Here is a 26,434-nt window from a genome sequence, read left to right as displayed (position 1 = left end):
TTTTTTTATTCGTCTACATCTTTCTTTTCGGTTTTCTTTTTAGCTTTCATTTTTTCAGAATCGATGGTCGAATTGGCTTCCGGCCGTTTGCCCATGAATTGAAAAGGCATTCTAATTAAACTGTACCTCAAATCAGATATAGAAAGCGGGTATATCGGTGATAAATAAGGGCGGCCGATTGTCGTCAGCTTCAGTAGATGAATCATCAAGAAAGAAAAGGCGTACACAATTCCAACACCGCCATATAATCCTGCCATAATAATGATGGGAAAGCGGATGATCCGGACCGCAGTTCCGATTGCATAGCTTGGGGCTGTAAAAGAACCCAAGGCACTGATGGCGATGATAATGATTAAAATGTTGCTGGTAAAGCCGGCTTCCACTGCTGCCTGCCCGATTACGATACCTCCTACGATACCCATCGTTTGTCCGACTTTGGTAGGCAAGCGTGCACCTGCCTCCCGAAGCAATTCGATGATGAATTCCAGCAGAAGGGCTTCAAACACTGGCGGAAACGGTACTTTGGAACGTGACTCTCCCAGTGAAACCAGAAGAGAAGACGGGATGACTTCATAATGGTAGGTTAAGACGGCAACATAGGCAGGTGTCAAAAGGACCGAGAGGAGGATGGCTATGAATCTCAGCATCCTCAAAAAGGTTCCCATGTTCCAACGCATATATATGTCTTCGGTTGATTCAAAGAAATTCAGGAATGTAGAAGGACCGATGATGGCCTGGGGGCTTCTATCTACCAGGATCCCGATCTTGCCGTGTAATAGGGAGATGCTGAAACGATCGGGCAATTCAGTTGTGACCAGCTGCGGAAACACAGTATACGAATTATCTTCAATCATCTGTGCCAGGACGGAGCTGTCAATAATACTATCCACTTCAAGATCTTTCATCCGTTGTCTGAATGTATTCACATTTTCTTCTTCGGCGATGTCACTAATATAGATAAGGTATGTTTTGGTTTTGACTCTTGAACCAAGAATAAATTCTTCAACACAAAGATTCGGGTCGTTGATGTTAGTCCGAATGACGTTCATGTTCGTTGACAAACTTTCTGTGAACGCAACTTTTGGGCCGAAGACAAGTGATTCTGTTTCGGCCTTCTCTAAAGAACGGCTGGCCTTCTCGGAAATATCAGCCAGTACACCGCATGGCTGACCCTCCACATAGATATAGGCATTTCCATTTATGATCGCCTCCGTTATATCAATAAGGCGGTTGGTTATGGAAATGGCCCCGATATTAATATTATTTGCGATGGATTTGGGGTCCGCTTCATCTGCTGTCCGTTCCAGCGGTTTGACAATATGTTGATGAAGTTGGTCGTTATTTATGATATTTTCTAAATAGACGATCAAGATATGGTGATGCTCTTTTTCAATTTCATGAAAGGCGAGGTCATCACTTTGTTTTAAGGAATCTTTTAGTTCGGCTTTTAGATCTTCGAGGTTGAGGCTGTGGGCAATCGATTTTTCTTCCTCTCTTCGTTTCTTTTCACGCCACTTGAATACCATGCCCAAACACCCTTAACTAGAATTTTTTAGTATTTTGTCCAGGAAAACATAAAATATGACCGTTTGTTTCTTGGAATATAAAACAGAAAGCAGGAGAGTCATGAAGAACTGGAGAGCAGCACTTGAACGATTTCTGGAAGAATGGCCATATCTTAATGAGTTGCAAGGAGTATTGGTCTGCGGCAGCTATATTACAGGAAACCCTTCCGAGCACTCGGATATTGATGTGCATTTGGTTTTGAATGAAGGAGAGGAGTGGAGGGAGCGCGGCAATCGGATCATTGATGGATATTTGATTGAGTATTTCTGTAATCCCCCTGCTCAAATACATAAATATTTTGAAGAGGATCATCTAGAAAGAAGTACACATGCTGCTGTTCAATTTGCAACTGGTGAAATAGTGATGGACAGGGAAGGGACCATTTTGGGTTTAAAGGAAGAGGCAGGGAAGTGGCTGGAAAAACCGTTTAAAAAAAATGGTGAAGCAGGACTGGAACTCATGAAATACGGGCTCTGGGATACTCTTGATAATCTTGAAGATCTCTATGATAAAGGAGCGGATGCATGGGAGTTCGTATACCACAATTCGTTGAGGGTCCTTTTTGACGAGTACTGTAAATTCCTGTCAGTTGAGCAAATTCCTTATTATCAAATCGGTTCATACTTGAGTGAAGAAAGCTACTTGAAAAAATATTTAAAAGTTCCTTTTCCTGACGAAGAATTTTCAAGCTTATTTCTGCAAGCGTTGAACGTTTCTGGGAGAGAAGAAAAGTTTCTGACTTTTAAAAGACAGAGCAGCCATGTACTGACCAAGATGGGCGGCTTTTCAATCGACGGGTGGAAAGTGAAGACACCTTCAGAAAAATAGATGACATAAGGAAGTGTGGAATTTGTCATACTAATCTTGAGGTGATAAAATGGCAAAAAAGAAACAAGACACATCAAAAGCAGGACTGGGCTCTGCACAAGTTGAAGGGCAGGGCACAACAACTAGTGAACTTCCTGGCGGAATCCAGGTTGAGTCTTCAAGAAAAAGAAATAAGAAATAGGTAGTGGGATTGCCGGTCTAAAACGAAAGGATTTCCTATTGAATTCTCTCGCACGTGTGGAAATTATTCCACACGTGCGAGAGTGAGATGGTTAAGTAAATATAAATAACAGCATGACGAAATCACGACGTGAATAAGGATGGCGCATTCCTTCCGTTTCATCGACTTATACTGATGCTCTTCGGTTCCTTTGCGGCTGAACCGGAAACCATTACCATTTACATATTTGACAAAATCAATTAATGTACTATAATAGGAGTATCAGAATTAATAACCGTCACACCGCAAAATTGAAAGCTATTCACATATTATAAAAAGTGATCGCCTTTCTCAGCCGGTACTTTTTATAATATGTGAATTTTTATTTTAAAAAGTAACATATTAAAATTTTTTTTATTTTTTGGAGGTTTCTACTCATGAAACAAGGTACAGTAAAATGGTTCAATGCAGAAAAAGGTTTCGGATTCATCGAAGTTGAAGGCGAAAACGACGTATTCGTTCACTTCAGTGCAATCACTGGCGAAGGATTCAAATCTCTTGACGAAGGTCAGCGTGTGGAATTCGAAGTGGTTGAAGGCAACCGCGGACCACAAGCAGCTAACGTTGTAAAATTATAATTTTAGCACGCTGATGCTAAAAAATAGCTACCCGCCAGAAACAGGGTAGCTATTTCTGTAACAGTGGCTTGACCCGTCTCGGAATGATAAAGGAGGTAATGACACGATGGCATTTGGAAGAAGAAATGAAGAAGAAATCAAAACAGAGGAAACAAAGATTTGGAAATGTTCATCTGAAGATTGCAAAGGCTGGATGAGGGATAACTTCAAAAGTGAAGAAACACCTCATTGCCCGATTTGCAAAAGCGAAATGGTCCCTTCATCAGAAGTTCTTCAAGTTGTGGATAACCCTCATCCGACAACAAAATAGTTCCGTGATCATTCAACTTCCTATTTAGTAGGAAGTTTTTTATTTTGTGCTGAAACTTTATCACTTCAAGCAGCCGCGGATATGCCCAGGCTGCTTTGATAGTAGCATTTTCAGAAAATTATGGTTAAAATCCCATTTCAATGAATAGGCTAATTTATCAGGAAATTCTACGGAAGGTGGAATTGGCATGAAGAAGGTTGTCCTATTTGCAGACCCCGGCATAGATGATACCTTTGCCATCATCTATGCCTTAAGCAGTCCAGATATTCAATTGCAGGCAATTGTGACGGGTTTTGGCAATGTCAGCCAAGAGGATGCAGCCCAAAATGCTGCATACATCCTCTCTGTAGCCGGCAGGGAAGACATTCCAGTCATCACTGGAGCCTCCAGGCCATTGACAGGGGAATATGAACCCTATTACCCCGAGATTCATGGCCAAGAGGGTATAGGGCCTGTTGAGATTCCTGAATCTTTTACGTATCAAGCTATGCCTTTCAGTTCAATCCTGGATATTACATCTGAACAGGATGATTTGTATTTCGTGGATATCGGCCGCAACACATCCATGGCATTATCCTTCAATTTATATCCGTTTATCAAAGATAGTATAAAAGAAGTGTTTCTAATGGGAGGAGCTTTCCTGGTTCCGGGAAATGTGACGGAAATTGCAGAAGCTAATTTTCATGGAGACCCAACCGCCACCAATTTCGTCCTCGAGTCGGGCCTGCCAGTATATGTGGCACCATTAAATGTGACACAATATGCTCAGTTAAAGGAAGAACATATCAGGTTATTGGCAGAAGAAAGCAAAAATCCTTTCAAGGATATCTTCAAACCGATATTCACTTATTATCAAAGGGCATATGAAGAGCTGCAGCCGGGATTGAACGGTGTCCCCCTGCATGATTTATACACGTTGTACTTATTATCCAACCTGGAGAACACCACGATCATACAGAAAAAAGTCTCCATTTCCACTGATGAGCAAACACAGGGATTCACGTATGCCGATTTCAGGAATATGGAAAACGATCCTGAAGCGAACCATTTCATTAACATCAATTTTAAATATGAGGATTTCTTGAAAAGTGTTTTAAGTATGTTAATAGAGGAAATTAAACAAAATTAAGGCATTTGCCTAAACGATATGCCTCTTCTTGAATAGTATGTAATGTCGATTACCTACCGGCCTATACCGGAAGCATATTTAAAGGAGGTATATCCATGTCTAAGAAAAATGTTGATATAGAAAAAGAAGTTAATTCGGCTGAAGAGAAACCGAGCCATAATGTATGGGATATTTTTTGGAGAGGGACTCCAAGATCAGAAGTGGAAGAAGAACAAGCAGAACAAGAAGAACAAGAAGAGAAAACAGAAGGCGGACAACCGCATTTCCGCTGGTTTTAATAATGTTGGGGCAAGACCTGTTGAGTCGTTCAATGGGTCTTTTTTTTATGCAACATGAATTTCGACTAATCCCGTCATAATTCAAATCGCTGTAAGCAACAAAGATAAGAGTTGATCTCCCTGGCAGAAAGAAACACCTAGTAGCAATGAATAGAAAAGCATTGGCCAATTGAAAAATTAAACAAATTCCCTGCTTCCATCGACCTCTGCGCCGCTGGGGTTTATAATGGTTATATAAGAACAGAACATACCGATTTGGTTATAATAAGGGGTTTTACAAGCAATGAATATATTTCATGCCAGGAGTTATCTAAAAGAATATTTCGGTTACGAGAATTTCAGGCCCGGACAGGATGAGATCATTCAAAGTGTGTTGTTTGGGAACAATACAGCTGGAATCATGCCTACAGGCGGCGGGAAATCGATTTGTTATCAAATTCCTGCCCTTCTTATGGAAGGGATCACCCTCGTGGTTTCCCCGTTAATATCTTTGATGAAAGATCAAGTTGATGCATTAAACCAGGCAGGCATCTCGGCAACCTTTATAAACAGCTCTTTGACACAAGCAGAAATTGAGCGGAGGTTGAGTGAAGCAGAGCTGGGGGTGTACAAGCTGATTTACATTGCACCCGAAAGGCTGGAGTCTCCCTACTTTGTTCAGTATCTGAAGAACTTGCCAATACCGCTGGTTGCTGTTGATGAAGCCCATTGTATTTCGCAATGGGGGCATGACTTCAGACCGAGTTATTTGAAAATCAGTGACCTGCTGCAGAAACTTCCGAGCAGCCCGGTTGTATTGGCACTGACAGCAACCGCAACACCTCAAGTGCAAAATGACATATGTGCCTCTCTTGAGATTGAAGAAGAGAATACTTATATCACTGGATTTTCAAGAGAAAACTTGTCTTTTAAGGTCATAAAGGGACAGGACAGAAGCAAATATGCGCTGCAATATGTAAAAGCCAATGAGGATGAGTCGGGTATCATTTACGCGGCGACCCGGAAGGAAGTCGATTCCTTATACAGTAAATTGAAAAGGCAGGGAGTAGCCGTTGGAAAGTATCATGGCGGCATGAGTGATGTCGAGAGGAACGAAATGCAGGAGGAGTTCCTCAAAGATAATCTTCAGGTGATCGTGGCAACAAATGCGTTCGGAATGGGCATCAATAAATCAAACGTCCGATATGTTCTCCATTACCAGCTTCCGAAAAACATGGAAAGCTATTACCAGGAAGCCGGAAGGGCAGGACGTGACGGCGGTGAAAGTGAATGTGCGGTCCTTTATTCACCGCAAGACGTCCAAATTCAGCGGTTCTTGATTTCGCAAAATACCCAGGACCCCTCCCGTCATACCCAGGAACTGTTGAAACTAAGGCAGATGGTTGACTACTGCCATACAGAGGGATGCCTTCAGGAGTATATCCTCCGTTACTTCGGTGATGAAGAAGCGGCTCCTTGCGGTAAATGCAGCAATTGTACAGATGATCGTCAGGCAGTCGAGGTAACAAGAGAGACCCAAATGGTGCTTTCCTGTATGATCAGGATGGGCGAACGATTCGGGAACTCCTTGGTTAGCCAGGTCCTTGCTGGTTCCAAAAATAAAAAAATCAAAGAGTTTGGCTTTGAAAAGTTGTCAACCTATGGCTTGATGAAAGAACAAAAACAAAAAGACATCAGCCATTTCATCGACTTCTTGATATCTGAAGATTATATAACGGTTGTAAGCGGGACTTTTCCAGTATTGAAGGTAAGTCAAAGAGGAAAGAACGTCCTCCAAGGAAATGAAAACGTGATGAGGAAAGAAACCATGAAAGTGGAAAAAGTCGTGCATCAAGAGAATGATGAGTTATTCCAGATCCTGAGATCCATAAGGAAAGAATTGGCAGATGCAGAGGGAGTTCCTCCGTTTGTCATCTTCTCCGATGAAACGCTTAGGGATATGGGCAGGAAGCTTCCTATAGACAGTGCCGGCTTCCTGGATGTGAAGGGAGTGGGCGCCCATAAGAATGAAAAATACGGCTCACGCTTCATTGCAGCAATCGCTGAATACAAGAAAGATAACGAGCCAACGGAACAACAGAGCAGCACCAGCAATAAAAAAGAGGAAGAGCCTTCTTATCTGGTAACGTTCCGGCTATTCAAAAGTGGCAGCAGTCTTGAAGAGATCACAAAAGAGAGAACCCTTTCCATGACTACTGTCCAGAACCATATCCTTCAAGCCGTAGAAGAGGGGCTGGAAGTGAACACCAGTGACTTTCTGACGGATGAAGAGAGAGAAAGGATTGAACTTGCAATTGGAAAGGCAGGCCCTGAAAAGCTGAAACCGATCAAAGAGGAACTGCCGGAAGAAATCAGCTATTTTCAAATAAAAATATACCTGCATGAGAAAGTCATGGCGGTTAAATAAGACAGGAAAAACACGTCCAGAGAGCTATCTGAACGTGTTTTTTTTAGCTCTTTTCGTATAAACGTTGTTGCTATTTGATAATCATTCCGAAAGATAGTGGAGTCATGAACCGGATCAACCCCTGTTAGCAAGAGAGAAAAACGTAGTATACAGGGGAAAAATCCAGCTTTTGGGATTTTTCCGGAAGCAACACTATATGCGAAAACAGCCATTTTTTTTCATACCACAAAATACTCTTTTGATTCGGAAAGCTCTTTCCGTGAAGAGTGTTGCTAATTATATATGAATGCCGAAAAATATTGCCCTTATCCATTAGAAAATACCTTAAAACGAGAGAGAATAGAGCTGCTCTTTCCAACAAAAGGTCCTGCCGTTGGGATCTTTTCAAAAGCAGAGTCAATATGAAAACAGCCTAAGAGAGAAAAACGAAAGAAAAAGTGCCGTTAGAGCAGGGATATCAAAAAAAGCAGCCTCCCAAAGTGGAAAGGCCGCTGATTCAATAACTCAATTTAATTTTTCACTGCGGTAGCTTCAAGAAACTCGTCGTAAGACATCTGCTTGTCAATGATGCCTTCAGAGCCGAGCTTGATAATCCTGTTTGCAATCGTTTGAATGAACTGATGGTCATGAGATGCAAAGATCATGGAACCTTTGAAGTTTGCAAGACCATTGTTCAGAGCTGTGATGGACTCCAAGTCCAAGTGGTTTGTCGGTTCATCAAGAAGAAGAACGTTTGCTTCGCTCAACATCATTTTCGAAAGCATACAGCGGACTTTTTCTCCTCCAGATAGAACGCCTGGCTTTTTCATGACTTCTTCACCAGAGAATAACATTCTTCCAAGGAATCCACGCAAGAAAGATTCACTTTGGTCATTCGGTGAATATTGTCGCAGCCACTCCACCAGACTTGGCTCATTTCCTTCAAAATACTCTGAGTTGTCTTTCGGGAAGTACGCTTGTGAAGTCGTTACGCCCCATTTATAAGAACCGCTGTCTGGCTCCATTTCCCCTGCAAGGATCTTGAAAAGGGTGGTTTTCGCAATTTCATCACTTCCGACAAGGGCAATCTTATCATCTTTGTTCATGATGAAGCTTACATTATCCAAAACTTTTACCCCGTCGATGGATTTAGAGATGCCTTCTACTCTTAACAGGTCATTTCCAATTTCACGTTCAGGTTTGAAGTGAACATACGGGTACTTACGGGAAGAAGGCCTGATATCATCAAGTGTGATTTTATCCAGAAGTTTTTTACGGGATGTAGCCTGCTTGGATTTAGAGGCATTGGCACTGAATCGCGCAATGAACGCCTGCAGTTCCTTGATTTTCTCTTCTTTTTTCTTGTTTTGGTCTTGAGCCATTTTCGTTGCCAGCTGGCTGGACTCATACCAAAAATCATAGTTACCTACATAAACCTGGATTTTACCAAAATCAAGGTCGGCAATATGTGTACACACTTTGTTCAAGAAGTGGCGGTCATGGGATACGACGATGACTGTGTTTTCAAAGTTAATCAGGAATTCCTCAAGCCACTGAATCGCTGCGATGTCCAAGTGGTTGGTAGGCTCATCGAGAAGGAGAACATCAGGTTTTCCGAATAGCGCCTGTGCGAGCAATACTTTGACTTTGTCTCCACCTGTCAGATCTTCCATCTTCTTTGTATGAAGGTCTTCGCCAATACCAAGCCCTTTTAAGAGAATGGCAGCTTCAGATTCAGCTTCCCATCCATTCAATTCAGCAAATTCGCCTTCAAGCTCGGCTGCACGCATTCCGTCCTCGTCAGAAAAATCAGCTTTCATGTAGATAGCGTCTTTTTCCTGCATCACTTCATATAGGCGTGCGTGCCCCATGATGACGACTTTTAACACTTCATGTTCTTCATATTCAAAGTGGTTCTGCTTTAACACGGCCATACGTTCACCAGGGGTCATGGATACGTTGCCTGTTTGGGATTCGATTTCCCCGGATAGGATTTTAAGGAAAGTCGACTTGCCCGCACCATTCGCGCCAATAAGGCCGTAACAGTTGCCGGCAGTGAATTTTATATTTACATCTTCAAATAATTTACGGTCACCGAAACGCAGACTTACATCTGAAACTTGAATCATTTAGTAATTACCTCCATCATTCATATCTAAAAGATTATAACATGTTCCACCAATAAATTCACACCCTATAAGGAATTTCTTATAGAAGGATGTGGCTGCCATTAAGAAAAATTAGGACTCAGTTAAAATATTTTTGTTGAAATTGTGGTATATAAGAAATAGGAGTTTTGGTAGGAGGTGAGAATGATGGCAAGATTTTTCAGCAGGTTAAAATTTTTATTCAATATCAGAAGCTCGGTTCCATTCCTTGTCGCATTTTTCAGGTCTCCTAGTGTGAAGATGTGGAAAAAGCTGTTATCAACCGGTTTGATTATCGGATATATTTTATTGCCGTTTGATTTCATACCGGATTGGCTCATTATTTTTGGGATTGTAGATGATATAGCGGTCTTTGCGTTAATCCTCCAGCAAATCATTAAGCTGGCACCGGATGAATTGAAGGATAAATATGATGTTAATAAGATCTAAAATACTGAGTTGACAAGGAAGCATTTGGAAGCATAATATGAAATATGTAATCAATTTAATCTCTGAAAAGGGGAAATGTAGTATGTTAGGTGTCGTTCTTAACTAATCCGTAACTTTATACGGTCATTCATCAAGGCCAGGGCAGAAAAACATTCTGTTCACACGCTTATTTATGTGTGCCTTCATGTCTGATGAGTTGAGAACAATGATCATAGCATGCAAACATATGTCTGCAGCACTGTGTCGATTGAACACAGTTTTTTTGTGCCCGGCACCTGTGGATTTTCCATTTTGTATGATATTCCGAACCGTAATGGACATTGTTCATTGCGGTTTTTTTGTATTCAAAACCCGAGTGCTGGATCATTGTTTGCGGATTAGTTATCAAAAGATGTGTTGGAGGGATTAGGGTTATTTAAAATCTTTGTGTTGGATGGTTATTCCTATCTATTTTAGATTGGATTCGGGATTTGCGGGAAAGTTGAAGCCCCGCAGGTGTGCTGAGGTGGCTCAACGCCTGCCCCGCGGAGTTTATACGCCTGGAGCGGAAATCATCGAGCATAATAAAACTCGGAGGTAAAAAAGTTGAACGAAAAGACGTTTGAACAATTGGAATTTCATCGGATTAAAGAAGAAATCGCAAACTATGCACTCACTGATTCCGGAAAAGAACTCGTCCATTCGCTTTCCCCGTCGTTTAATAAGAAACAAATTGCATCATGGCTGGACGAAGTTACAGAAGCAGCCGGGATATTGACCAAGAGCGAAAGTATTCCGATCCATGCCCTGGATGGAATCGAAATCATCCTTCACCAGATGAACAAAGGCACCGCTCTGAGGCCCGTGCAGTTCCAAAAACTTCTCTTGTTTCTTGATTGCTGCCAAAAACTGAAGAAGTTCATGAAGGATAAGGAATTCATTGCTCCCAGAGTTTCATCATACGTTTATTCGATTGAAGAACTGCCAGACCTTTTTGAAGAAATCCAGCGCTGCATACGCAATGGACGCGTGGATGACTATGCTGCAAAGGAATTATTGAAGGTCAGAAAGCAAATCAGTATCCAAGAGGAAAGGCTGAAAGAGAAAGTAGTAAGTATGATAAAGTCCAATAAGTATAAGTCTTATATTCAGGAAGCGGTCGTCAGCCAGCGGGGTGACCGTTATGTAATTCCAGTAAAGAAAGAATACAAAGGAAAAGTAAAGGGGGCTGTCCTTGATACATCTGCATCTGGATCGACACTTTACATCGAACCTGAAGAAGTCGGCTTGCAGCAGGATCAGCTGCTGTACCTGAGAATGGAGGAAGAATCTGAGGTTGAGAGTATTCTTCTCTACTTAACTGGACTTGTCCAGCAGCGTGAGAAAGAACTCAAGCTTGCCGTCGAGGTCATGATCAACTATGATCTTCTCTTCGCCAAAGCCAAATACAGCAGGGCGATTGGCGGTCACTCTGTTGAGCTGAATGAATCACATTATATTTTACTGAAGAATGCGGAACACCCGTTGATAGGGAAAGAGGCAGTCCCGCTCAATATTGAAATGGGTAAAGACTTTCATGCACTCCTGATCACCGGACCGAATACCGGAGGGAAAACGGTTACCATCAAGACGGTCGGCCTGTTGACCCTCATGGTCCAATGCGGTATCCACATTCCTGTCGATGAGGGAAGCCACATCTGTCTATACCAGAAAATCCTCCTGGATATCGGTGATGGGCAGAGTCTTCAACAAAATTTAAGTACTTTTAGTTCCCATGTAAAAAATATTATTGAAATCTTGCAGGAGGCAAATGACAGGAGCCTGATTCTATTGGATGAACTCGGGTCAGGCACCGATCCTGGGGAAGGAATGGGATTGGCAACAGCGATTCTCCAAAAGCTTTATGACAAAGGTGCCACATTACTGGCTACCACACATTACAGTGAAATCAAAGATTTTGCTGAGAGGGAAGAGGGCTTCACCAATGGTTCAATGGAATTCAATCTGGACACCCTTGAGCCGGCCTACCGCCTGATTGTCGGAAGAGGGGGAGACAGCCAGGCATTTTCAATTGCATTAAAACTGGGGATGCATCCGGAACTCATCGAGACAGCCCATAAAGTAACGTATAAGTCGGAAAGGAAATATGCTACAGATCAAGATGGTTTGATTACTCGGAAAGAACGTGAGAATCAAGTCATGGTTAATCGGCATTCAAGAAGAAAACGGGAGGAAAAAGTGAAAAGCAAAGAAGTAGCTGCACAATTTACGCTGGGTGATAATGTGAAGGTGAATCCTGACGGTGACTTCGGTATCATCGAAAAAGGTCCGGACAAAATGGGGAATTACTCTGTGTTCATTAAAGGGGAAAAGAAAGAAATCAACCATAAACGGCTGGAGCTTTATATATCTTCACAAGAAATGTACCCCAAAGATTACGATTTTGATATCATCTTCAAATCCAAGGATCATCGGAAAAAGAGTAGCCAAATGAACCGTCGGCATGATGAAAAAACGAACATTATCCATGATCCTAATGAGTAAATGGCAAAATGGCTGTTCCCGGCAAGGGGAATAGCCATTTTTTAATAACCGCCCTTTCGAATTTGCGAAAGTTTCAGCCAATACAGGAGTCTATCTTTGATATAATGACGGTGGAGATTCAAAAAAAGGTGGCTGTTTTATGGAACCGAACAAAAAGTTTGAACAACTTGTCGAGTTCAAGAAAAGGAAGTCGATTTTTTATAAGGTAAAAAAATATATATTGAAAGCCTGGGAACACTTCGAATCAGCAGCCGGCAGGGCGTGGAAGGGGGCTGCGATGGGAGCCTTCACCATGGTCGTACTCTTTGTTGTCTTTTTTGGCGTTGGACTCGAATCGGGGCTTGGCTCGGTTTCTGATTTTCTGCTCGTCCTGCTCCCATTGTTGCTGGCAGGGATTATCAGCCCTTTTATTATCTACCCTGTCATTATACTATTTAAAAAATTGAATAACCGATTTCTCGCAGTGGTTATATCCTCGGCTGTCCTATTGCTTATTCTTTTATCACAAGTGAGAAACACCTATCAGATTATGCCTTTAAGTTATATACTGGTTGGCATTGGGGCAGTCTCCGGGGGCGCTTTTGGCTATTGGTGGAACTCCAAACGGACCAGAATTTCGTCAGTGCTTGTTTTATCCTTTGGCATCCTCCTGTCATCCGGTCTTACTGTCTGGTTGATGATGCCTGGAATAAACTGGTATGGTGTTCCCGCTGTCGATACAACCCCTAAACCACTTGATGCAGTCAATCCCTCTAAACAGGGTGGTTTCGAGGTTCGCACATTCACTTACGGAAGTGGTACAGATAAGAGACGGCCTGAATTTGCGGAGAGTGTTGAATATTCGACTGATCCATTGAATGCTTCCCGCCTCACAAACGGTTGGAATAAATACAGGACATGGTTCTGGGGTTTTGACAGAACGGAGATTCCGATAAACGGTACGGTTTGGATGCCTGAAGGGGACGGTAAATTCCCACTGGTCCTTATGGTGCATGGCAATCATATCATGGAAGAGTATTCAGATGAAGGGTATGCTTATCTTGGGAAACTGCTTGCAAGCAGGGGATATATAGCCGCTTCGGTAGATGAAAATTTTCTGAACACCTCCTCGTGGTCGGGAAGCCTGAATAATGAAATCAGTACAAGAGCATGGGTGCTTTTAAAGCATCTCAATCAATTTGAGGAATTCAATCAATCAAAGAATACAGAATTGTATAATAAAATTGATTTTGAAAATATCGCTTTGCTGGGACATTCAAGGGGAGGACAGGCTGCAGCCGTGGCAACGGAATACAATAAGCTTGACCGCTATCCCAATAATGGAAGTGTCACATTTCAATTCGATTATAAAATAAAATCCGTGGTGGCAATCGCCCCGACAGATTATTTCACACTGGGGGATAAGCCGGTCCAAATGGAAAATGTCAATTACCTGCTGCTGCAAGGTTCATATGATAGTGATGTTTCTGAGTTCAGCGGCGACCGGCAATACAATGGCCTCCAGTTCACAGACGGCAATGACTGGATGAAAACCTCCCTTTATATCCATCGGGCCAACCATGGCCAGTTCAATACAGTATGGGGAGATAATGATACAACGCTGCCAATGAACTTATTCATCAATAAAAAACCTCTCCTTAAAGGGGAAGAACAAAGACAGATTGCCAAAACCTATATATCGGCATTTTTAGATGCTACACTGAAGGGTAAGGATGAATACAAACCGATTTTCAAGGATTACAGCTATGCTCTAGAGTGGCTTCCAGAAACGACTTATATTAATCGGTATAACGACAGCAGCTTCCAGGTCATGAATGACTATGAAAATGACTATGACTTGACCACAGGCAATGGTAAAGGAATTTCCTTCAGTGGTTCGAGACTGAGTTTCTGGAACGAAGGAAAGCTTGATTCAAGGGATGATGATGATCGTCAAAATCATGGTGTCTATCTGAAATGGAATGAAAGTTATTCATTTCCCGGATCATATGAAATGGAGCTCCCCGAGGATTATCTTAAGAATGAAAATATAAATAAGGACACCTCCCTTGTTTTTTCAGCTGCAAATATGGAAGAAGGTGATGAACCTTCCAACTTCACGATAAGGGTTGAAACTTCAGATGGACAAAGTGCGGAAGTATCGCTGGATGAAACGCTGCCGTTGGCTCCTGCTCTTAACATTCAGCACTCGAAGACATGGTTCTATCAAAAATCAAGATATGGAAAAGCCAACGAGCCTGTGCTGCAAACCTTCCATATCCCGCTGGAAAAATACACATCACAGGGAATTGAACTTAGCAATGTGAATAAAATAAAATTTGTGTTTGACAAAACGTCACAAGGTCATATTTACCTTGATGAAATCGGAATGATAAGTACAATACAATAAAGGACAGAGGCCAAGGCTTCTGTCCTTTTCATATGGAAAGATCCACCACGAATCCAATGGTTGGAAGTATGAATTTTGCCCATTCTGGGAACTCTAGTTATGAAGAAAAAGGAGGTTCCATGATGAAAAAAATACATCTTTCCCTGCTGGCAATGCTGTTTTTATTGGCCGGCTGTAATCTTAATGACAATGATCTTGGCCAAGATGGAGAAGAAGGCGGGATGGGAGTGCAGCAAGTCCGTTATAATACTACTAATACAGGTGAAAACAATATCTATGGGGAAGCGAATCCTGCAGATCCTACATATGAAATGACAGATAGAATGGCCAACAAAATCACGAAGCTATATGAAATTGAACGTGCCTATGTTTACACAAAAGGAAATGACGCCTATGCTGCGGTTGTCCTTGAAAACCGTTTGGAGAAACATCTGGATGACGATTTGCAAAGGAAAGTCGAAGAAGCAGTTAAAAGTGTCAATAATAACATTCAAGAAGTCATTGTTTCAAATGACCGTGAGCTTGTCAAAAGTATGAAAGCCTACCGTGACCAGGTGCATAGCGGACGTCCGGTAGAAGACCTTGGGGATAAAATAGACAGTAGAGTATTTGAACTGTTTCCAAACCTTCAGTGAAGCAGCGACACTTTTGAGCAAACTTTCAGTTACCACCGAAATCAGATAACACTTTTTCCGGTTTCATTCTCTTCATTGTGAGAAAGAGTATGGATTCACACACTGTGGTTCTTTAACTAAAGAATTGAAGGTCTTTCAAATATTGAGAAATAGTATAGTTTATGATTCCTCCTTGAGTGAATTGAAGCGAGATGAAGTGAGAGCTGTTCAGGCAGAGCGTCCTTCCAAATGGTTGCAGCTCCAACCCCCCTGCGGTTTTGGAAACCTCCTTCAACACAAGTTTGGCCTTATTTTTACGGTCAAGTCCCTGATAGCCAGTTGAAGTCATTTTGGTCTCCAGTTAAAAAAGTAAAAATCACTGAAAGTAAGTAAAGGTCAAGAAAAGTGAGGCACTCTCCTTAAGCTGTGCTGGTGACGAAAACAAAAGTACAAATTCCTCCTTTTTTTGCTCGATGGAAAGCGATTTTTTATATTTTGATATGATAAATTCAGGGGACTGACATGAAATCGGAACACTATTATTTGAATCTGCCCTCATTTTTCATATACACTTTAATAGTGTCTTTAGTAGATAACTTATATAAGAAATATGTAAAGAGGGTGTTTAAATGTTCATTCAGCAAGTCTTTGCAGAGTTCAGCAATTTAATACACGAGAAAAGCACTGAACTGGCACAAGAGGTAACGGAAAAGCAAAATGAAAAGTATCCCGAGATGCTGTCCATATCAAATGATATGCTGACGATGAGAGAAGAATTGGTCAAATTGTTCGCTGAATCATTCGTGCTGGGAAAAGATGAACGGAATAGGAAATTTAAAGCATGGGGCAAAAAAGCCGGCAGCCAATGTGCAACATTGAATACCAGCCTGGAAGAAATGCTTAATGAATTTCCTGAGTACAGGACAATCATTGGCGGATTATTGATGAAACACGCCAAGGAAAATAGGCTGTCTATTGATGATTTCTATGAAATGCTGAATATCCTGGATACGGACATCAGTGATGTTACATGCTATTTCAGTCTCCCCTTTGTCGATTACCAGGCTGATCAACTAAGAAATTCAAAAGAAGCTTTATTTGAATTATCAGTCCCGGTCATTCCCATCTCGGATGAAATCGCAGTCCTGCCGCTTGTGGGAGATATTGATACAAGCAGGGCGAAGTTGATGCTTGAGAAAGCACTGGAGAAAAGCGCGAAACTAAAGGTGAATTATTTTATTCTTGATTTATCTGGCGTTCCAATCATTGACACGTATGTCGCCCAGATTATTTTTCAATTGATTGACTCATTGGAATTGATAGGGGTAAAAGCTAAAGTGACCGGAATGACGCCTGATATTGTCCAGACTGTAGTGAATCTGGGGATCGATTTCCAAAAGATTCAAACTTATTCAAGCCTTAAACAGGCAATTAACGTGATCAATGGTACAGAATTAAAAAAGACTGTGTGATGGGGCATCCTGTCACCAGTCTTTTTTTTATGAATTCATATGTTATTATTTTCTAATCTCCATAAGTAAGATATACTTGAAAAGTTGATTTGGATTCTCTAATTACTTTTAGTTTATAGGAACAGGAGATGAAGGACTTGGGACAAACTCTCAGCAAAAAGGAAACCAGGAGGACGGCAACCATATACGGCGTGCTGCTTGCCATCAGTTCAGGACATTTTATTAATGATACACTGCAAGCGGTCGTCCCCGCCATGTTTCCGATAGTGGAAAGGTCTCTCAGCTTGAGTTATACCCAGATCGGCTGGATTGCTTTTGTTTTGAATATGACTTCATCCCTACTTCAGCCGGTTTTTGGTTACTACGCAGATAGTAAATCCCGTCCGTTTTTGCTTCCGCTCGGAATGCTGTCAAGCTTGATCGGATTGATCGGTTTTGCTTTATCCAATAATTTTCTATTCCTGCTTCTTTCCGTTTTGTTCATCGGGTTTGGATCGGCGATTTTTCATCCTGAAGGATCCAGGGTAGCCTATTTAGCGGCTGGGAATAAACGGGGCCTCGCACAATCAATCTACCAGGTTGGCGGTAATACAGGGCAATCATTAGCTCCGATAATCACGGCATTCATTTTCGTTCCTTTAGGACAGAAGGGGGCTTTATTATTTACCTTGGCTGCCGGTTTAGGCATCATTGTCCTGGTACGTGTGTCTCAATGGTATAAAAAGAGACTGGCCGATGAAAAAACAAAGAAAACAAAAAAGCAAACGGCGGAAAGGAAAGCCGGCATACATAAGAAAATCAAATTGGCGATGCTGCTGGTTGTTTTCCTGGTGTTTGCCCGTTCCTGGTACGGAGCTGGTATTTCGAATTATTATCAATTTTATTTAATAGAAGATTATGGATTAACAATCAAGCAGGCTCAATTATATATTTTTACCTTCATGTTTGCCGGAGTGCTGGGAACGTTCTTTGGAGGTCCGCTGGCAGACCGATTTGGAAAAAGGACTATCATCTTTTTATCCATGTTAGGTTCTGCGCCATTAACGCTGCTGCTCCCTTATTTGCCTCTGGCTGCCGTAATTCCGGTCTTCTTCTTGATAGGCTTCATCCTATCCTCCAGTTTCAGTGTTACAGTCGTATATGCACAAGAATTAATGCCGAAGAAAATAGGGATGGTTTCAGGATTGACCGTCGGACTGGCATTTGGCATGGGGGCTGTGGGCTCGGTGCTATTTGGCACCCTTGCCGATTTGTACAGCATCCGGTTCGTCATGATCCTCTGCAGCTTCCTTCCTTTATTCGGTGTACTGACATGGCTGCTGCCTAAGGATGGAGAAATAAGGGAATATCATTCCTTGTAATATTGAATGGCAATGGATTGGGTAAAGATAAGAATAAGTGAATTTATAGGAGGAAAGTGCAATGTTTAAAGAATTGGAAGCCGGTACCGTACAGGTTTTGACGGTAGATAGAGAAGTTGATTTTGGGTACTTTTTGACAAATGGCGAGGAAGATGTTCTTTTGCATCATTCTCAGGTCGAGGGTGAAGTAGAAGTTGAAGATGAGATAAAGGTCTTTTTGTATCATGATAAGGAAGTCCGATTAACGGCTACCATGAACATTCCCAAGGTTCAAATCGGCTCCTATGCTTGGACGGAAGTAGTCGACGTTCATTCAGGGTTGGGTGTTTTCGTGGATATCGGACTGATGAAGGATATACTCGTTTCTGCTGATGATCTTCCCATTTATGAAGATTTATGGCCAGCACCTGGAGATAAGTTGTATATGTCACTTAGAGGGGACAAAAACGGCCGTCTATATGGAAAGCTGGCAACAGAAAATATCATTGGACAGGTTACCAGAAGAGCTTCAAAGGAAATAATGAAGGCAACGGTTCAAGGCAGGGTTTACCGCTTGCTGAAAGTAGGCACATTTTTTCTGTCTGAACAGGGATATCGCTGCTTTGTGCACGAAAATGAAAGAAGACAAGAGCCGAGGCTTGGCGAGCTGGTTGAAGGCCGTGTGATTGATGTGAAAGATGACGGTACACTCAATGTCTCGTTCCTTCCTTTGAAGCAGGATAAAATGGGCGAAGACGCTGACATCATTACGGATTACATGGACAGCCGCGGAGGTGCTATGCCTTTATGGGATAAGAGCCAGCCTGAAGAAATCAAAGACAAGCTCGGATTAAGTAAAGCCTCCTTCAAGAGGGCTATGGGCAAGCTGATGAAAGAGGGCCGCGTTTATCAGGAAGAAGGATGGACATATTATAAAAAGTAATCTGATGCCGCATTGGGGAAACCCTTTGCGGTTTTTATTTTGAGCTGAGAAATGCTTTTTGGGGGACATTGAAGATCCGTATTATGATGCTGCCAAACGACAGTATGACAGCATCATATGGATCTGTTTGGAGGATCCATGTGGTCCAAACACCAGTATGACAGCATCGAATGGATCAGTTTCGATGATCCATGTGGTCCAAACACCAGTATGACAGCATCGAATGAATCTGTTTCGATGATCGATGTGGTCCAAACGCCAGTATGACAGCATCGTATGGATCTGTTTGGATGATCGATGTGGTCAACCCGCCAGTATGACAGCATCGAATGGATCAGTTTCGATGATCCATGTGGTCCAAACACCAGTATGACAGCATCGAATGAATCTGTTTCGATGATCGATGTGGTCCAAACGCCAGTATGACAGCATCGATTGGGTCTGTTTCGATAATCTATGTGGTCAACCCGCCAGTATGACAGCATCGATTGGGTCTGTTTCGATAATCCATGTGGTCAACCCGCCAGTATGACAGCATCGATTGATTCTGTTTCGATGATCGATGTGGTCAACCCGCCAGTATGACAGCATCGTATGGATCTGTTTGGATGATCGATGTGGTCCAAACGCCAGTATGACAGCATCGAATGGGTCTATTTGGATGATCGATGTGGTCCAAACGCCAGTATGACAGCATTGAATGGGTTTGTTTCGATGATCCATGTGGTTAAATGAAAAAAGAAGCCAAATAAATCGGCTCCTTTAAAAACATTATTACTCCCCAGCAGATATTCCTTTCTGGGGTATTTCTTTCTCAACGTTTTTTATCGGCAAAAGTGTACCGACTAGTGCGATGGCTGCAGAACCAAGAAGCACTGCCTCATATCCATTTAAAGCGGCAAACGATAATATTCCGAATACCACCAGATCTAAGGCTGAGTCGACGATAGACAGCAGGGAAATGGTTGTTGCCCGGATGCCTGAAGTGATCAAATCATTACTTAGCTGTGAATAAACCGGATAGCGGATTGCCCTGGCATATCTCAGGACAAAGAAGGATCCGATAACCACCCATAGCATTTCTGACATCATGGCGGAAATCAACAACCCGGCAACTGCCAGGAATCCTGTGGCATGCATCAGGAAAATTCTTGAAAATAACCCAGTCAGCCATCCAATGGAATTAGAGGCAAAATACCCTAATAGTGCAGAACAAGCATACATAACACCAAGTAAATACACAGGCAGTCCAGCATCAGTCATCAGGGGCTGGTCAAAATAGCCATAAACTGCACCGGCAGGTATGAAAACCAGTGTGACATTCAGGAACATAATCAAAAGCTGTGGCGCCTTGCGAATTACTTTGAGACCTTCCTTCACCTGAGAAAAAGGATTCTCACGATAGGAACTTTCAGTTGAGGGATTTCTAACAACTAAAACAAACAATATCTCAACAATGTGAAAAGCCAGTGAAAGCAAGATGAGCCATTGAAACTGGCTGTCTCGAAGATCTTTAGCAAGGTAGGATCCAAATAGAACGGCAAAGATGGATGAAATGAACCCGGCAGACTGAATTTTTCCCATTGCTCTATCCATGAAGTCATTTTCTCCGCTTTCTTTAAGCGAGTCATAGATCAATGCTTCGTCTGCACCTGAAAAGAAAGTCATGGAAAAGCCGTTCAACGCACTGTATAAAAAGAACATCCAAGGTTCATAGGCGAACAATAACAGACCGATACTCAAAAACTTAAGCATAGAACCGGTGATAAATGAAGTTTTTGCCCCAAACCGGTCCGCAAAAATTCCAGTCGGGACCTCTCCAAGCAGCACGGAGCCGCTCCAAAACATCAACACGATCAGGATGTCAGAAGAATTCAATCCTCGTTCCATATAGAAAAGCGTAATGACCGGCTGAAGAAAACTAATGGTCCCAAAAAACTGAACCCAAAATAAAGCATTGATGTTATGTGATGCAATCGTATTTTTTTTCAATTTAACATTCTCCTGATTCTACTAATTTTTAACTAGAAGGCAGGAGTGTTCAATTAATTAATCAGGCATATCTGAAATATGGCTGTTTTTAGTATGAGAATTAACCGTTCACTCCTACTGGGTGGGCAGAAAATGAAGTGAATGTTTTTAACATGTAAATTCCTCCTTTGGTTTGTCTTGCTTAATATTACCATATTGTTCTAATTACTGAATACACGTTAAGGATCCAAGGATAAAAAAATGCTTCTAAAAAAGGTACAAACGGTCATATAGTCTATAAAAAGCATTGATCACAGATTAAAATAGGTTTTTATTTATAATTATTATAAAAAAATATTGATTTTTAAGTGAATGATGGTATTATTACATTATAATTATTATTAACTACAAAATATTCTAATGAGGTGAATGAATATGACGAACAACAAAATGACAACAAGCTGGGGAGCACCGGTTGGAGATAATCAAAATTCCATTACAGCAGGATCACGCGGTCCGACATTGATACAGGATGTGCATTTACTGGAAAAACTTGCCCACTTTAATCGCGAACGTGTTCCTGAGCGGGTGGTGCACGCCAAAGGAACAGGTGCACATGGGTACTTTGAAGTGACAAACGATCTTAGCAAGTATACAAAAGCGGATTTCCTATCAGGAAAAGGAAAGCGTACTCCTATGTTTATCCGTTTTTCAACAGTTGCAGGAGAAAATGGTTCGGCTGACACTGTCCGGGATCCGCGTGGATTTGCAGTGAAATTTTATACTGAGGAAGGAAACTACGATATAGTCGGGAATAATACACCGATTTTCTTCATTCGTGATGCCATCAAGTTTCCTGACTTCATTCATACACAAAAGCGCCATCCGCAAACACACTTGAAAAACCCGAATGCTGTCTGGGATTTCTGGTCTTTGTCCCCAGAATCTCTTCATCAGGTTACATACTTGATGGGGGACCGCGGCATTCCTGCAACCCTCCGTCATATGAACGGATATGGCAGCCATACGTTCAAATGGGTTAATGAAGATGGAGACGGTGTATGGGTGAAATATCACTTCAAGAGTGAGCAGGGCGTTAAAAATATCACCAATGAAGTAGCTGCCAAGATTGCAGGAGAAAACCCTGACTATCATACAGAAGATCTTTTCAATAGTATTGAAAACGGTGACCACCCTGCATGGAAGCTTTATGTGCAAATTATGCCGCTTGAAGATGCGGATACGTACCGTTTTGATCCGTTTGATGTAACGAAAGTCTGGTCACATAAAGACTATCCATTGATCGAAGTGGGCCGCATGGTACTGAACCGCAATCCAGAGAACTATTTTGCAGAAGTGGAACAAGCGACGTTTTCTCCTGGAACCCTCGTTCCGGGCATTGAGGTATCACCTGACAAAATGCTTCAAGGCAGGATTTTTGCCTATAGCGACGCGCACCGTTACCGTGTGGGTGCGAACCATAATGCGCTTCCGATCAACAGACCGAAAAATGAAGTGCGGAATTATCAGCGTGACGGGCAAATGCGCTTTGACAGCAACGGGGGAAGCTCCGTTTATTATGAGCCGAATAGTAAAGGAGGACCTGTTGAATCACAGGAAGATAAACAATCTGCATTCCCGGTTTCAGGGATTGCGGAGAGTGTGGCATACGATGATAATGATCATTATACGCAGGCTGGCGATTTGTTTCGTTTGATGGATAAGGATGAACAAAATCGATTAATTGTAACGATTGTCGGTGCGATGAGTCCGGTGGAAAGTGACGAAATCAAGCTCCGCCAAATCGCTCATTTCTATAAAGCAGAACCTGAATTTGGAAGAAGAGTAGCGGAAGGACTCGAACTTGCCCTTCCACAGGAAATAAAATAGCGTATAAAACATTCTCAATTAACAACGTTATTCTCAATTATAAGACCCTTGCATGATGCAGGGGTCTTTGCCGTTTATTTTTATAAATTATCATTTTGCTGTTTGATTTCTTCTCGACCTGCGAGTTCATTTGCAAATTCTTGATCCTGATGCTCGTTGACTGAGTCACCTGGAAAAGGTTCATTAACATCAAGGTATGCTCCGTGTCCGGCATAAGCCCCCATCCGTTGATCTCCAGCTTTGTCAAAAGGTTGTTCTTTCTTCATTTAAGCACATCCTTTTCTTTTTTTCTTAGTATGTCCCGTGAAGTCATTTTCATCAGGCAAGATAGAGGGGCATTCGGATATAATCAGCCTGTTGCGAGGGGGGATTACTTGGTTATAAAAAGTGGGCGAAATGAAAGCAGGGTGACAAAGGCAGAAGCAGCAGATTATAGACCGAGGCTCCGTTTTGAATAGGGTGATTGCGAAGGAAACATCAGGTTCTAGGGAGCCGATCTGTTTAGAACCAGGTAATTAAGTAAGAACTCCCCGGTTATAGAGAGGATAACGAGTCAAAAACAGCTGATTAAGGAATAGAACAAACCAAGCAAGATTCCCAAGAAAAGAGAAAAAAACAAGGGAGCAGAACCATGTCTGCCTCCCTTACCTTCATTAATCCCAATGTTCTTCGATGAACTCATCTCTGCCGGATTTTGCCCGGTCTTTTTTATATTCATCCGGTTTTTTCTTGTAGAAATCCTGATGGTAATTCTCAGCCGGATAGAAGGTTGCGGAGGGCAGGATTTTCGTGACGATTGGCTTTTTGAAACGCCCGCTGTCTTCGATTTCCTGTTTGGATGCCTCAGCCAAGTCACGCTGGTGCTCATTATGGTAGAAGATGGCTGTCCTGTATGAATCGCCTCTATCTTGAAATTGGCCGCCGTCATCTGTCGGGTCAATTTGAGGCCAGTATAAATCAAGCAGCTGCTTATAGGTGAAAAGAGTCGGATCAAAGGTGATCTGTACAACTTCATAGTGACCACTGTTTCCTTTTTTTACATCCTCATAGGTCGGATTTTCTACATGGCCGCCGGAATAACCGGAAACGATTCCCTCGATACCGGGCAGTTGGTCAAACGGTTTTACCATGCACCAAAAACAGCCCCCTGCAAATGTCGCTTTTTCAGTATGTTTCATCACAAGAACACACTCCCAGAAAATTTACTTTCGTCTTTTAAAGTGTTAAACGATAATGGAATTTTACCACCTAAACCGCATTACGACAATGAAAAGCTTCTGTTTAAACCAGATTGGTTTCAATGCCTGCTACTTAGGAAAAAACACTACACTAAGGGGAATATTCCAATGGTGCAAGCTTCATGCTATAACTATTCAAAAAATGTGTTGAAAATGTTCAAAGGAGGAACCGAATTGAAAAAGACATATGACTGTATCATTGTAGGGGGCGGGATAGCGGGCCTTCAGGCAGCGATTCAGCTTGGGAGGTATCAGCATGACATCCTGGTGGTCGATGCGAACGACGGACGTTCGACCATTTGCAAATGTTACCATAACATTCTGGGATGGCCAAACGGTGTGAGTGGTGAAAAGCTCCGTTCCCTGGGCAGGCAGCAGGCTGAGTCTTATGGAGTCGAGTTTCAGCAGGACAGGATCGTCAGCGCCCGAGAAGATAAAGGCGAATTCATCGTTGCCGGCAAAGACGGTCATCACTATGTTGCACGGAAGCTTTTATTAGCCACCGGGGTAGTGGATAACATACCGAAAATCGATAACCTTACCCCGAGCCTTGGTTTGTCAGTGTATGTTTGTCCTGACTGTGATGGATATGAGGTGAAAGGAAGAAGAGTGGTGATTCTCGGAGCTGGGGAAACAGGGGCACAAATGGCTCTGACTCTTCATTACTGGACTGAGGACATCATTTTTGTCAATCATGAAAGCAAGGAAATCTCCGAGGAAACCCTAGAGAAACTGAAGGAGAAGAATATCGGTTATAAAGAAGGAATCATAAGCGAAGCAATTATCGATGGCGACAGTGAGTTCAAAGGAATCCGTCTGCAAAATAACGAAGAAATACGGGGGGAAAGAGGGTTCATCGCTTTCGGCGGCAATCAAGTCCATACCGAACTCGCTGAACAGCTGGGCGTGGAAATCATGGATAACAAGCATATTAATGCGGATGCCCGTTCAAAAGAAACAAATGTAACAGGGGTTTGGGCAGCCGGAGATATCGTTGCTCATTCGGAACAGGTATCGACGGCAATGGGGGACGGTTCAATTGCGGCGATTTGGATTCATAAAAAATTACTTTCTGAAAAAATTTAGTCCAATAGCTTTACAAAGCGGGCGATTTTTCTTAAGATAAAAGCATACCTCATAATTCTAGGTAGGTGAATGTATGTTTAATCGTGAACTAGTTAAGGGAAGTACTTCGCTTTTACTGCTCCAGCTTTTGAATGAAAAAGATATGTATGGATATGAACTTGTGAAAGAAATGGAGAAGCGGTCAGAGAATAATCTGCAGGTTAAGGAAGGTACGCTTTATCCAGCTCTTCACAAACTGGAAAAACAGGACTATATTGAATTTTATTGGCAGGAACAGGAAAAGGGGCCGGCCCGCAAGTATTACAGGATCACCGAAGAAGGGAAAGAGATCCTGAAAGAGCGGACGAAAGAATGGAACCGATTTGTCAGCATGATGAACAAAATGATTGGAAAACCCGGACATGATTCGGTCTAAGGAACAATTCATCCAGGAACTCGATACCCTGCTGATTGAACATGAAGATAAAAGAGGCGTCCTGGAGGAATATGATGGCCATATACATCATTTGTTAGAAGAGACGGGCGAAATGGAAAAGGATGATTGGACGGCACTTATTTATGAAAAGATCGGGACACCTGAGGAAATTTCCGCGATTTGGAATGAAGAATGGGCAGTCACACCGAGTAAGACTCAGTGGCTATTCGTATCAGCAAATATCTTCCTTTTTGTTGGCGGAAGCCTCCTTACCATTCTATATAATGTGTTTTCGTGGAATTGGCTGCAAGGATTCTGGTTGAAGCTCACCGATATTCCTGCCATCATCATCGCAGTATACATTGTATTTTGGATACTGCTCGGATATGAAATCGGGAAGGAGTTCGGCTCGAAAGGAAGAACATTGTTGGTAAAAACACTGTTGCTGAGCTTGATACCCAATCTTGTGCTGATGAACCTGGTCCTGTTCCACTTAATCCCCCATGAATGGTTTGATCCGCTTTTAAGCAAATCATTCATTCTGATCTGTATCGGATTTACCATTCTTTTGCTCCCGATCAGCTGGGCTGGTTACAAATGGGGAAGAAGAGCATCTGTTTAGACCGCTCTTTTTTTTGTGATAGTACCTAGTAAATCTATA

26 protein-coding genes are annotated in these 26,434 nt (G+C 42.2%); 18 read left to right on the top strand and 8 right to left on the bottom strand.

The window, feature by feature from the left end; genetic code table 11:
• Positions 1 to 5 precede the first annotated feature (5 nt).
• Positions 6 to 1,526, bottom strand: a complete 1,521-nt coding sequence (locus tag AC4E8A_RS14105; RefSeq protein WP_490193774.1) for a spore germination protein — start codon at positions 1,524 to 1,526, stop codon at positions 6 to 8.
• Between the two features lie 100 nt (positions 1,527 to 1,626).
• Here AC4E8A_RS14105 and AC4E8A_RS14100 point away from each other — a divergent pair, with 100 nt between their 5' ends.
• From AC4E8A_RS14100 to recQ, 7 genes are all read left to right on the top strand, one after another.
• Complete coding sequence (locus AC4E8A_RS14100; RefSeq protein ID WP_490193773.1) at positions 1,627 to 2,394, top strand: nucleotidyltransferase domain-containing protein; 768 nt, start codon at positions 1,627 to 1,629, stop codon at positions 2,392 to 2,394.
• Positions 2,395 to 2,443: 49 nt separating this feature from the next.
• The gene (locus tag AC4E8A_RS14095) at positions 2,444 to 2,575 is read left to right on the top strand and encodes a YuzL family protein (RefSeq protein WP_490193772.1); all 132 of its coding nucleotides are present in this window, start codon (positions 2,444 to 2,446) and stop codon (positions 2,573 to 2,575) included.
• A gap of 416 nt (positions 2,576 to 2,991) precedes the next feature.
• Complete coding sequence (locus AC4E8A_RS14090; protein ID WP_006834898.1) at positions 2,992 to 3,192, top strand: cold-shock protein; 201 nt, start codon at positions 2,992 to 2,994, stop codon at positions 3,190 to 3,192.
• 106 nt (positions 3,193 to 3,298) lie between these two features.
• Positions 3,299 to 3,502 (top strand): cold-inducible protein YdjO-related protein, encoded by a 204-nt coding sequence (locus AC4E8A_RS14085; RefSeq protein ID WP_119546426.1) that lies wholly within the window; start codon positions 3,299 to 3,301, stop codon positions 3,500 to 3,502.
• 187 nt (positions 3,503 to 3,689) lie between these two features.
• Complete coding sequence (locus AC4E8A_RS14080; protein WP_490193771.1) at positions 3,690 to 4,631, top strand: nucleoside hydrolase; 942 nt, start codon at positions 3,690 to 3,692, stop codon at positions 4,629 to 4,631.
• Positions 4,632 to 4,726: 95 nt separating this feature from the next.
• Complete coding sequence (locus tag AC4E8A_RS14075) at positions 4,727 to 4,909, top strand: hypothetical protein (RefSeq protein ID WP_490193770.1); 183 nt, start codon at positions 4,727 to 4,729, stop codon at positions 4,907 to 4,909.
• A 283-nt stretch (positions 4,910 to 5,192) separates the two neighbouring features.
• Positions 5,193 to 7,316, top strand: coding sequence for a DNA helicase RecQ (gene recQ / locus AC4E8A_RS14070; protein WP_490193769.1), 2,124 nt, complete (start codon positions 5,193 to 5,195; stop codon positions 7,314 to 7,316).
• Positions 7,317 to 7,825: 509 nt separating this feature from the next.
• Here recQ and AC4E8A_RS14065 read toward each other — a convergent pair.
• Positions 7,826 to 9,424 carry an ABC-F family ATP-binding cassette domain-containing protein gene (locus tag AC4E8A_RS14065; RefSeq protein ID WP_490193768.1) on the bottom strand — a complete coding sequence of 533 codons (1,599 nt, stop codon included), beginning with the start codon at positions 9,422 to 9,424 and terminating at the stop codon, positions 7,826 to 7,828.
• 183 nt (positions 9,425 to 9,607) lie between these two features.
• Here AC4E8A_RS14065 and AC4E8A_RS14060 point away from each other — a divergent pair, with 183 nt between their 5' ends.
• The 4 genes from AC4E8A_RS14060 (at position 9,608) to AC4E8A_RS14045 (ending at position 15,439) form a co-directional block, all read left to right on the top strand.
• Positions 9,608 to 9,892, top strand: a complete 285-nt coding sequence (locus tag AC4E8A_RS14060) for a YkvA family protein (RefSeq protein WP_490193767.1) — start codon at positions 9,608 to 9,610, stop codon at positions 9,890 to 9,892.
• A gap of 585 nt (positions 9,893 to 10,477) precedes the next feature.
• Positions 10,478 to 12,415 (top strand): endonuclease MutS2, encoded by a 1,938-nt coding sequence (locus AC4E8A_RS14055; RefSeq protein WP_490193766.1) that lies wholly within the window; start codon positions 10,478 to 10,480, stop codon positions 12,413 to 12,415.
• Between the two features lie 139 nt (positions 12,416 to 12,554).
• Entirely contained in the window at positions 12,555 to 14,804 is a 2,250-nt protein-coding gene (locus tag AC4E8A_RS14050; protein ID WP_490193765.1) for an alpha/beta hydrolase family protein, read from the top strand.
• Positions 14,805 to 14,923: 119 nt separating this feature from the next.
• On the top strand, positions 14,924 to 15,439 hold the full coding sequence (locus AC4E8A_RS14045) for a YhcN/YlaJ family sporulation lipoprotein (protein WP_490193764.1): 516 nt from the start codon (positions 14,924 to 14,926) through the stop codon (positions 15,437 to 15,439).
• 112 nt (positions 15,440 to 15,551) lie between these two features.
• Here AC4E8A_RS14045 and AC4E8A_RS14040 read toward each other — a convergent pair whose 3' ends face one another.
• Positions 15,552 to 15,767, bottom strand: coding sequence for a hypothetical protein (locus tag AC4E8A_RS14040; RefSeq protein ID WP_490193763.1), 216 nt, complete (start codon positions 15,765 to 15,767; stop codon positions 15,552 to 15,554).
• A gap of 280 nt (positions 15,768 to 16,047) precedes the next feature.
• Between AC4E8A_RS14040 and AC4E8A_RS14035 the strand changes: the two genes are divergently transcribed.
• The 3 genes from AC4E8A_RS14035 to AC4E8A_RS14025 all read left to right on the top strand — a co-directional run bounded on the left by AC4E8A_RS14035 (position 16,048) and on the right by AC4E8A_RS14025 (position 19,173).
• Positions 16,048 to 16,890: an STAS domain-containing protein gene (locus tag AC4E8A_RS14035; RefSeq protein ID WP_490193762.1), complete on the top strand. Its 843-nt coding sequence runs from the start codon at positions 16,048 to 16,050 to the stop codon at positions 16,888 to 16,890.
• Positions 16,891 to 17,018: 128 nt separating this feature from the next.
• Complete coding sequence (locus AC4E8A_RS14030) at positions 17,019 to 18,251, top strand: MFS transporter (protein ID WP_490193761.1); 1,233 nt, start codon at positions 17,019 to 17,021, stop codon at positions 18,249 to 18,251.
• A gap of 61 nt (positions 18,252 to 18,312) precedes the next feature.
• On the top strand, positions 18,313 to 19,173 hold the full coding sequence (locus AC4E8A_RS14025; RefSeq protein WP_490193760.1) for a CvfB family protein: 861 nt from the start codon (positions 18,313 to 18,315) through the stop codon (positions 19,171 to 19,173).
• A 113-nt stretch (positions 19,174 to 19,286) separates the two neighbouring features.
• Here the strand turns inward: AC4E8A_RS14025 and AC4E8A_RS14020 are convergent, their stop codons facing one another.
• From AC4E8A_RS14020 to AC4E8A_RS14010, 3 genes are read right to left on the bottom strand one after another with little or no spacing between them, the layout of a single operon-like run.
• Entirely contained in the window at positions 19,287 to 19,658 is a 372-nt protein-coding gene (locus tag AC4E8A_RS14020; RefSeq protein ID WP_490193759.1) for a hypothetical protein, read from the bottom strand.
• Positions 19,636 to 19,896: a hypothetical protein gene (locus tag AC4E8A_RS14015; RefSeq protein ID WP_490193758.1), complete on the bottom strand. Its 261-nt coding sequence runs from the start codon at positions 19,894 to 19,896 to the stop codon at positions 19,636 to 19,638. Before AC4E8A_RS14015 ends, AC4E8A_RS14020 begins: the two co-directional genes overlap by 23 nt.
• A gap of 51 nt (positions 19,897 to 19,947) precedes the next feature.
• Positions 19,948 to 21,165 (bottom strand): MFS transporter, encoded by a 1,218-nt coding sequence (locus AC4E8A_RS14010; RefSeq protein ID WP_490193757.1) that lies wholly within the window; start codon positions 21,163 to 21,165, stop codon positions 19,948 to 19,950.
• A gap of 414 nt (positions 21,166 to 21,579) precedes the next feature.
• Here AC4E8A_RS14010 and katA point away from each other — a divergent pair, with 414 nt between their 5' ends.
• Complete coding sequence (katA, locus tag AC4E8A_RS14005) at positions 21,580 to 23,034, top strand: catalase KatA (RefSeq protein ID WP_490193756.1); 1,455 nt, start codon at positions 21,580 to 21,582, stop codon at positions 23,032 to 23,034.
• 80 nt (positions 23,035 to 23,114) lie between these two features.
• On the opposite strand, the gene AC4E8A_RS14000 is transcribed toward katA, so the two are convergent.
• On the bottom strand, positions 23,115 to 23,300 hold the full coding sequence (locus AC4E8A_RS14000; protein ID WP_490193755.1) for a hypothetical protein: 186 nt from the start codon (positions 23,298 to 23,300) through the stop codon (positions 23,115 to 23,117).
• Between the two features lie 387 nt (positions 23,301 to 23,687).
• Positions 23,688 to 24,212, bottom strand: a complete 525-nt coding sequence (msrA, locus tag AC4E8A_RS13995) for a peptide-methionine (S)-S-oxide reductase MsrA (protein ID WP_490198876.1) — start codon at positions 24,210 to 24,212, stop codon at positions 23,688 to 23,690.
• Positions 24,213 to 24,425: 213 nt separating this feature from the next.
• Here msrA and AC4E8A_RS13990 point away from each other — a divergent pair, with 213 nt between their 5' ends.
• The 3 genes from AC4E8A_RS13990 (at position 24,426) to AC4E8A_RS13980 (ending at position 26,395) form a co-directional block, all read left to right on the top strand.
• Positions 24,426 to 25,358 carry an NAD(P)/FAD-dependent oxidoreductase gene (locus tag AC4E8A_RS13990; RefSeq protein WP_490198875.1) on the top strand — a complete coding sequence of 311 codons (933 nt, stop codon included), beginning with the start codon at positions 24,426 to 24,428 and terminating at the stop codon, positions 25,356 to 25,358.
• A gap of 73 nt (positions 25,359 to 25,431) precedes the next feature.
• A complete protein-coding gene (locus tag AC4E8A_RS13985) occupies positions 25,432 to 25,773 on the top strand; it encodes a PadR family transcriptional regulator (RefSeq protein ID WP_119549349.1) in 342 nt (113 codons plus the stop codon).
• Positions 25,760 to 26,395, top strand: coding sequence for an HAAS signaling domain-containing protein (locus tag AC4E8A_RS13980; protein WP_490193754.1), 636 nt, complete (start codon positions 25,760 to 25,762; stop codon positions 26,393 to 26,395). Before AC4E8A_RS13985 ends, AC4E8A_RS13980 begins: the two co-directional genes overlap by 14 nt.
• Positions 26,396 to 26,434 lie beyond the last annotated feature (39 nt).

The sequence above is a fragment of the Bacillus sp. SRL337 genome (assembly GCF_984799155.1).
Note: the sequence above shows the minus strand (reverse complement) of the source record. Positions and strands in the feature narration are given on the sequence as shown.

What these genes read in the sequence shown, in the direction of transcription:
- AC4E8A_RS14105 (WP_490193774.1), bottom strand. Translation starts at nt 1,526, where the DNA reads ATGGTATTCAAGTGGCGTGAAAAGAAACGAAGAGAGGAAGAAAAATCG.
- AC4E8A_RS14100 (WP_490193773.1), top strand. Translation starts at nt 1,627, where the DNA reads ATGAAGAACTGGAGAGCAGCACTTGAACGATTTCTGGAAGAATGGCCA.
- AC4E8A_RS14095 (WP_490193772.1), top strand. Translation starts at nt 2,444, where the DNA reads ATGGCAAAAAAGAAACAAGACACATCAAAAGCAGGACTGGGCTCTGCA.
- AC4E8A_RS14090 (WP_006834898.1), top strand. Translation starts at nt 2,992, where the DNA reads ATGAAACAAGGTACAGTAAAATGGTTCAATGCAGAAAAAGGTTTCGGA.
- AC4E8A_RS14085 (WP_119546426.1), top strand. Translation starts at nt 3,299, where the DNA reads ATGGCATTTGGAAGAAGAAATGAAGAAGAAATCAAAACAGAGGAAACA.
- AC4E8A_RS14080 (WP_490193771.1), top strand. Translation starts at nt 3,690, where the DNA reads ATGAAGAAGGTTGTCCTATTTGCAGACCCCGGCATAGATGATACCTTT.
- AC4E8A_RS14075 (WP_490193770.1), top strand. Translation starts at nt 4,727, where the DNA reads ATGTCTAAGAAAAATGTTGATATAGAAAAAGAAGTTAATTCGGCTGAA.
- recQ (WP_490193769.1), top strand. Translation starts at nt 5,193, where the DNA reads ATGAATATATTTCATGCCAGGAGTTATCTAAAAGAATATTTCGGTTAC.
- AC4E8A_RS14065 (WP_490193768.1), bottom strand. Translation starts at nt 9,424, where the DNA reads ATGATTCAAGTTTCAGATGTAAGTCTGCGTTTCGGTGACCGTAAATTA.
- AC4E8A_RS14060 (WP_490193767.1), top strand. Translation starts at nt 9,608, where the DNA reads ATGATGGCAAGATTTTTCAGCAGGTTAAAATTTTTATTCAATATCAGA.
- AC4E8A_RS14050 (WP_490193765.1), top strand. Translation starts at nt 12,555, where the DNA reads ATGGAACCGAACAAAAAGTTTGAACAACTTGTCGAGTTCAAGAAAAGG.
- AC4E8A_RS14045 (WP_490193764.1), top strand. Translation starts at nt 14,924, where the DNA reads ATGATGAAAAAAATACATCTTTCCCTGCTGGCAATGCTGTTTTTATTG.
- AC4E8A_RS14040 (WP_490193763.1), bottom strand. Translation starts at nt 15,767, where the DNA reads ATGACTTCAACTGGCTATCAGGGACTTGACCGTAAAAATAAGGCCAAA.
- AC4E8A_RS14035 (WP_490193762.1), top strand. Translation starts at nt 16,048, where the DNA reads ATGTTCATTCAGCAAGTCTTTGCAGAGTTCAGCAATTTAATACACGAG.
- AC4E8A_RS14030 (WP_490193761.1), top strand. Translation starts at nt 17,019, where the DNA reads ATGAAGGACTTGGGACAAACTCTCAGCAAAAAGGAAACCAGGAGGACG.
- AC4E8A_RS14025 (WP_490193760.1), top strand. Translation starts at nt 18,313, where the DNA reads ATGTTTAAAGAATTGGAAGCCGGTACCGTACAGGTTTTGACGGTAGAT.
- AC4E8A_RS14020 (WP_490193759.1), bottom strand. Translation starts at nt 19,658, where the DNA reads ATGCTGTCATACTGGCGGGTTGACCACATAGATTATCGAAACAGACCC.
- AC4E8A_RS14015 (WP_490193758.1), bottom strand. Translation starts at nt 19,896, where the DNA reads ATGGATCATCGAAACAAACCCATTCAATGCTGTCATACTGGCGTTTGG.
- katA (WP_490193756.1), top strand. Translation starts at nt 21,580, where the DNA reads ATGACGAACAACAAAATGACAACAAGCTGGGGAGCACCGGTTGGAGAT.
- AC4E8A_RS14000 (WP_490193755.1), bottom strand. Translation starts at nt 23,300, where the DNA reads ATGAAGAAAGAACAACCTTTTGACAAAGCTGGAGATCAACGGATGGGG.
- msrA (WP_490198876.1), bottom strand. Translation starts at nt 24,212, where the DNA reads ATGAAACATACTGAAAAAGCGACATTTGCAGGGGGCTGTTTTTGGTGC.
- AC4E8A_RS13990 (WP_490198875.1), top strand. Translation starts at nt 24,426, where the DNA reads ATGTTCAAAGGAGGAACCGAATTGAAAAAGACATATGACTGTATCATT.
- AC4E8A_RS13985 (WP_119549349.1), top strand. Translation starts at nt 25,432, where the DNA reads ATGTTTAATCGTGAACTAGTTAAGGGAAGTACTTCGCTTTTACTGCTC.
- AC4E8A_RS13980 (WP_490193754.1), top strand. Translation starts at nt 25,760, where the DNA reads ATGATTCGGTCTAAGGAACAATTCATCCAGGAACTCGATACCCTGCTG.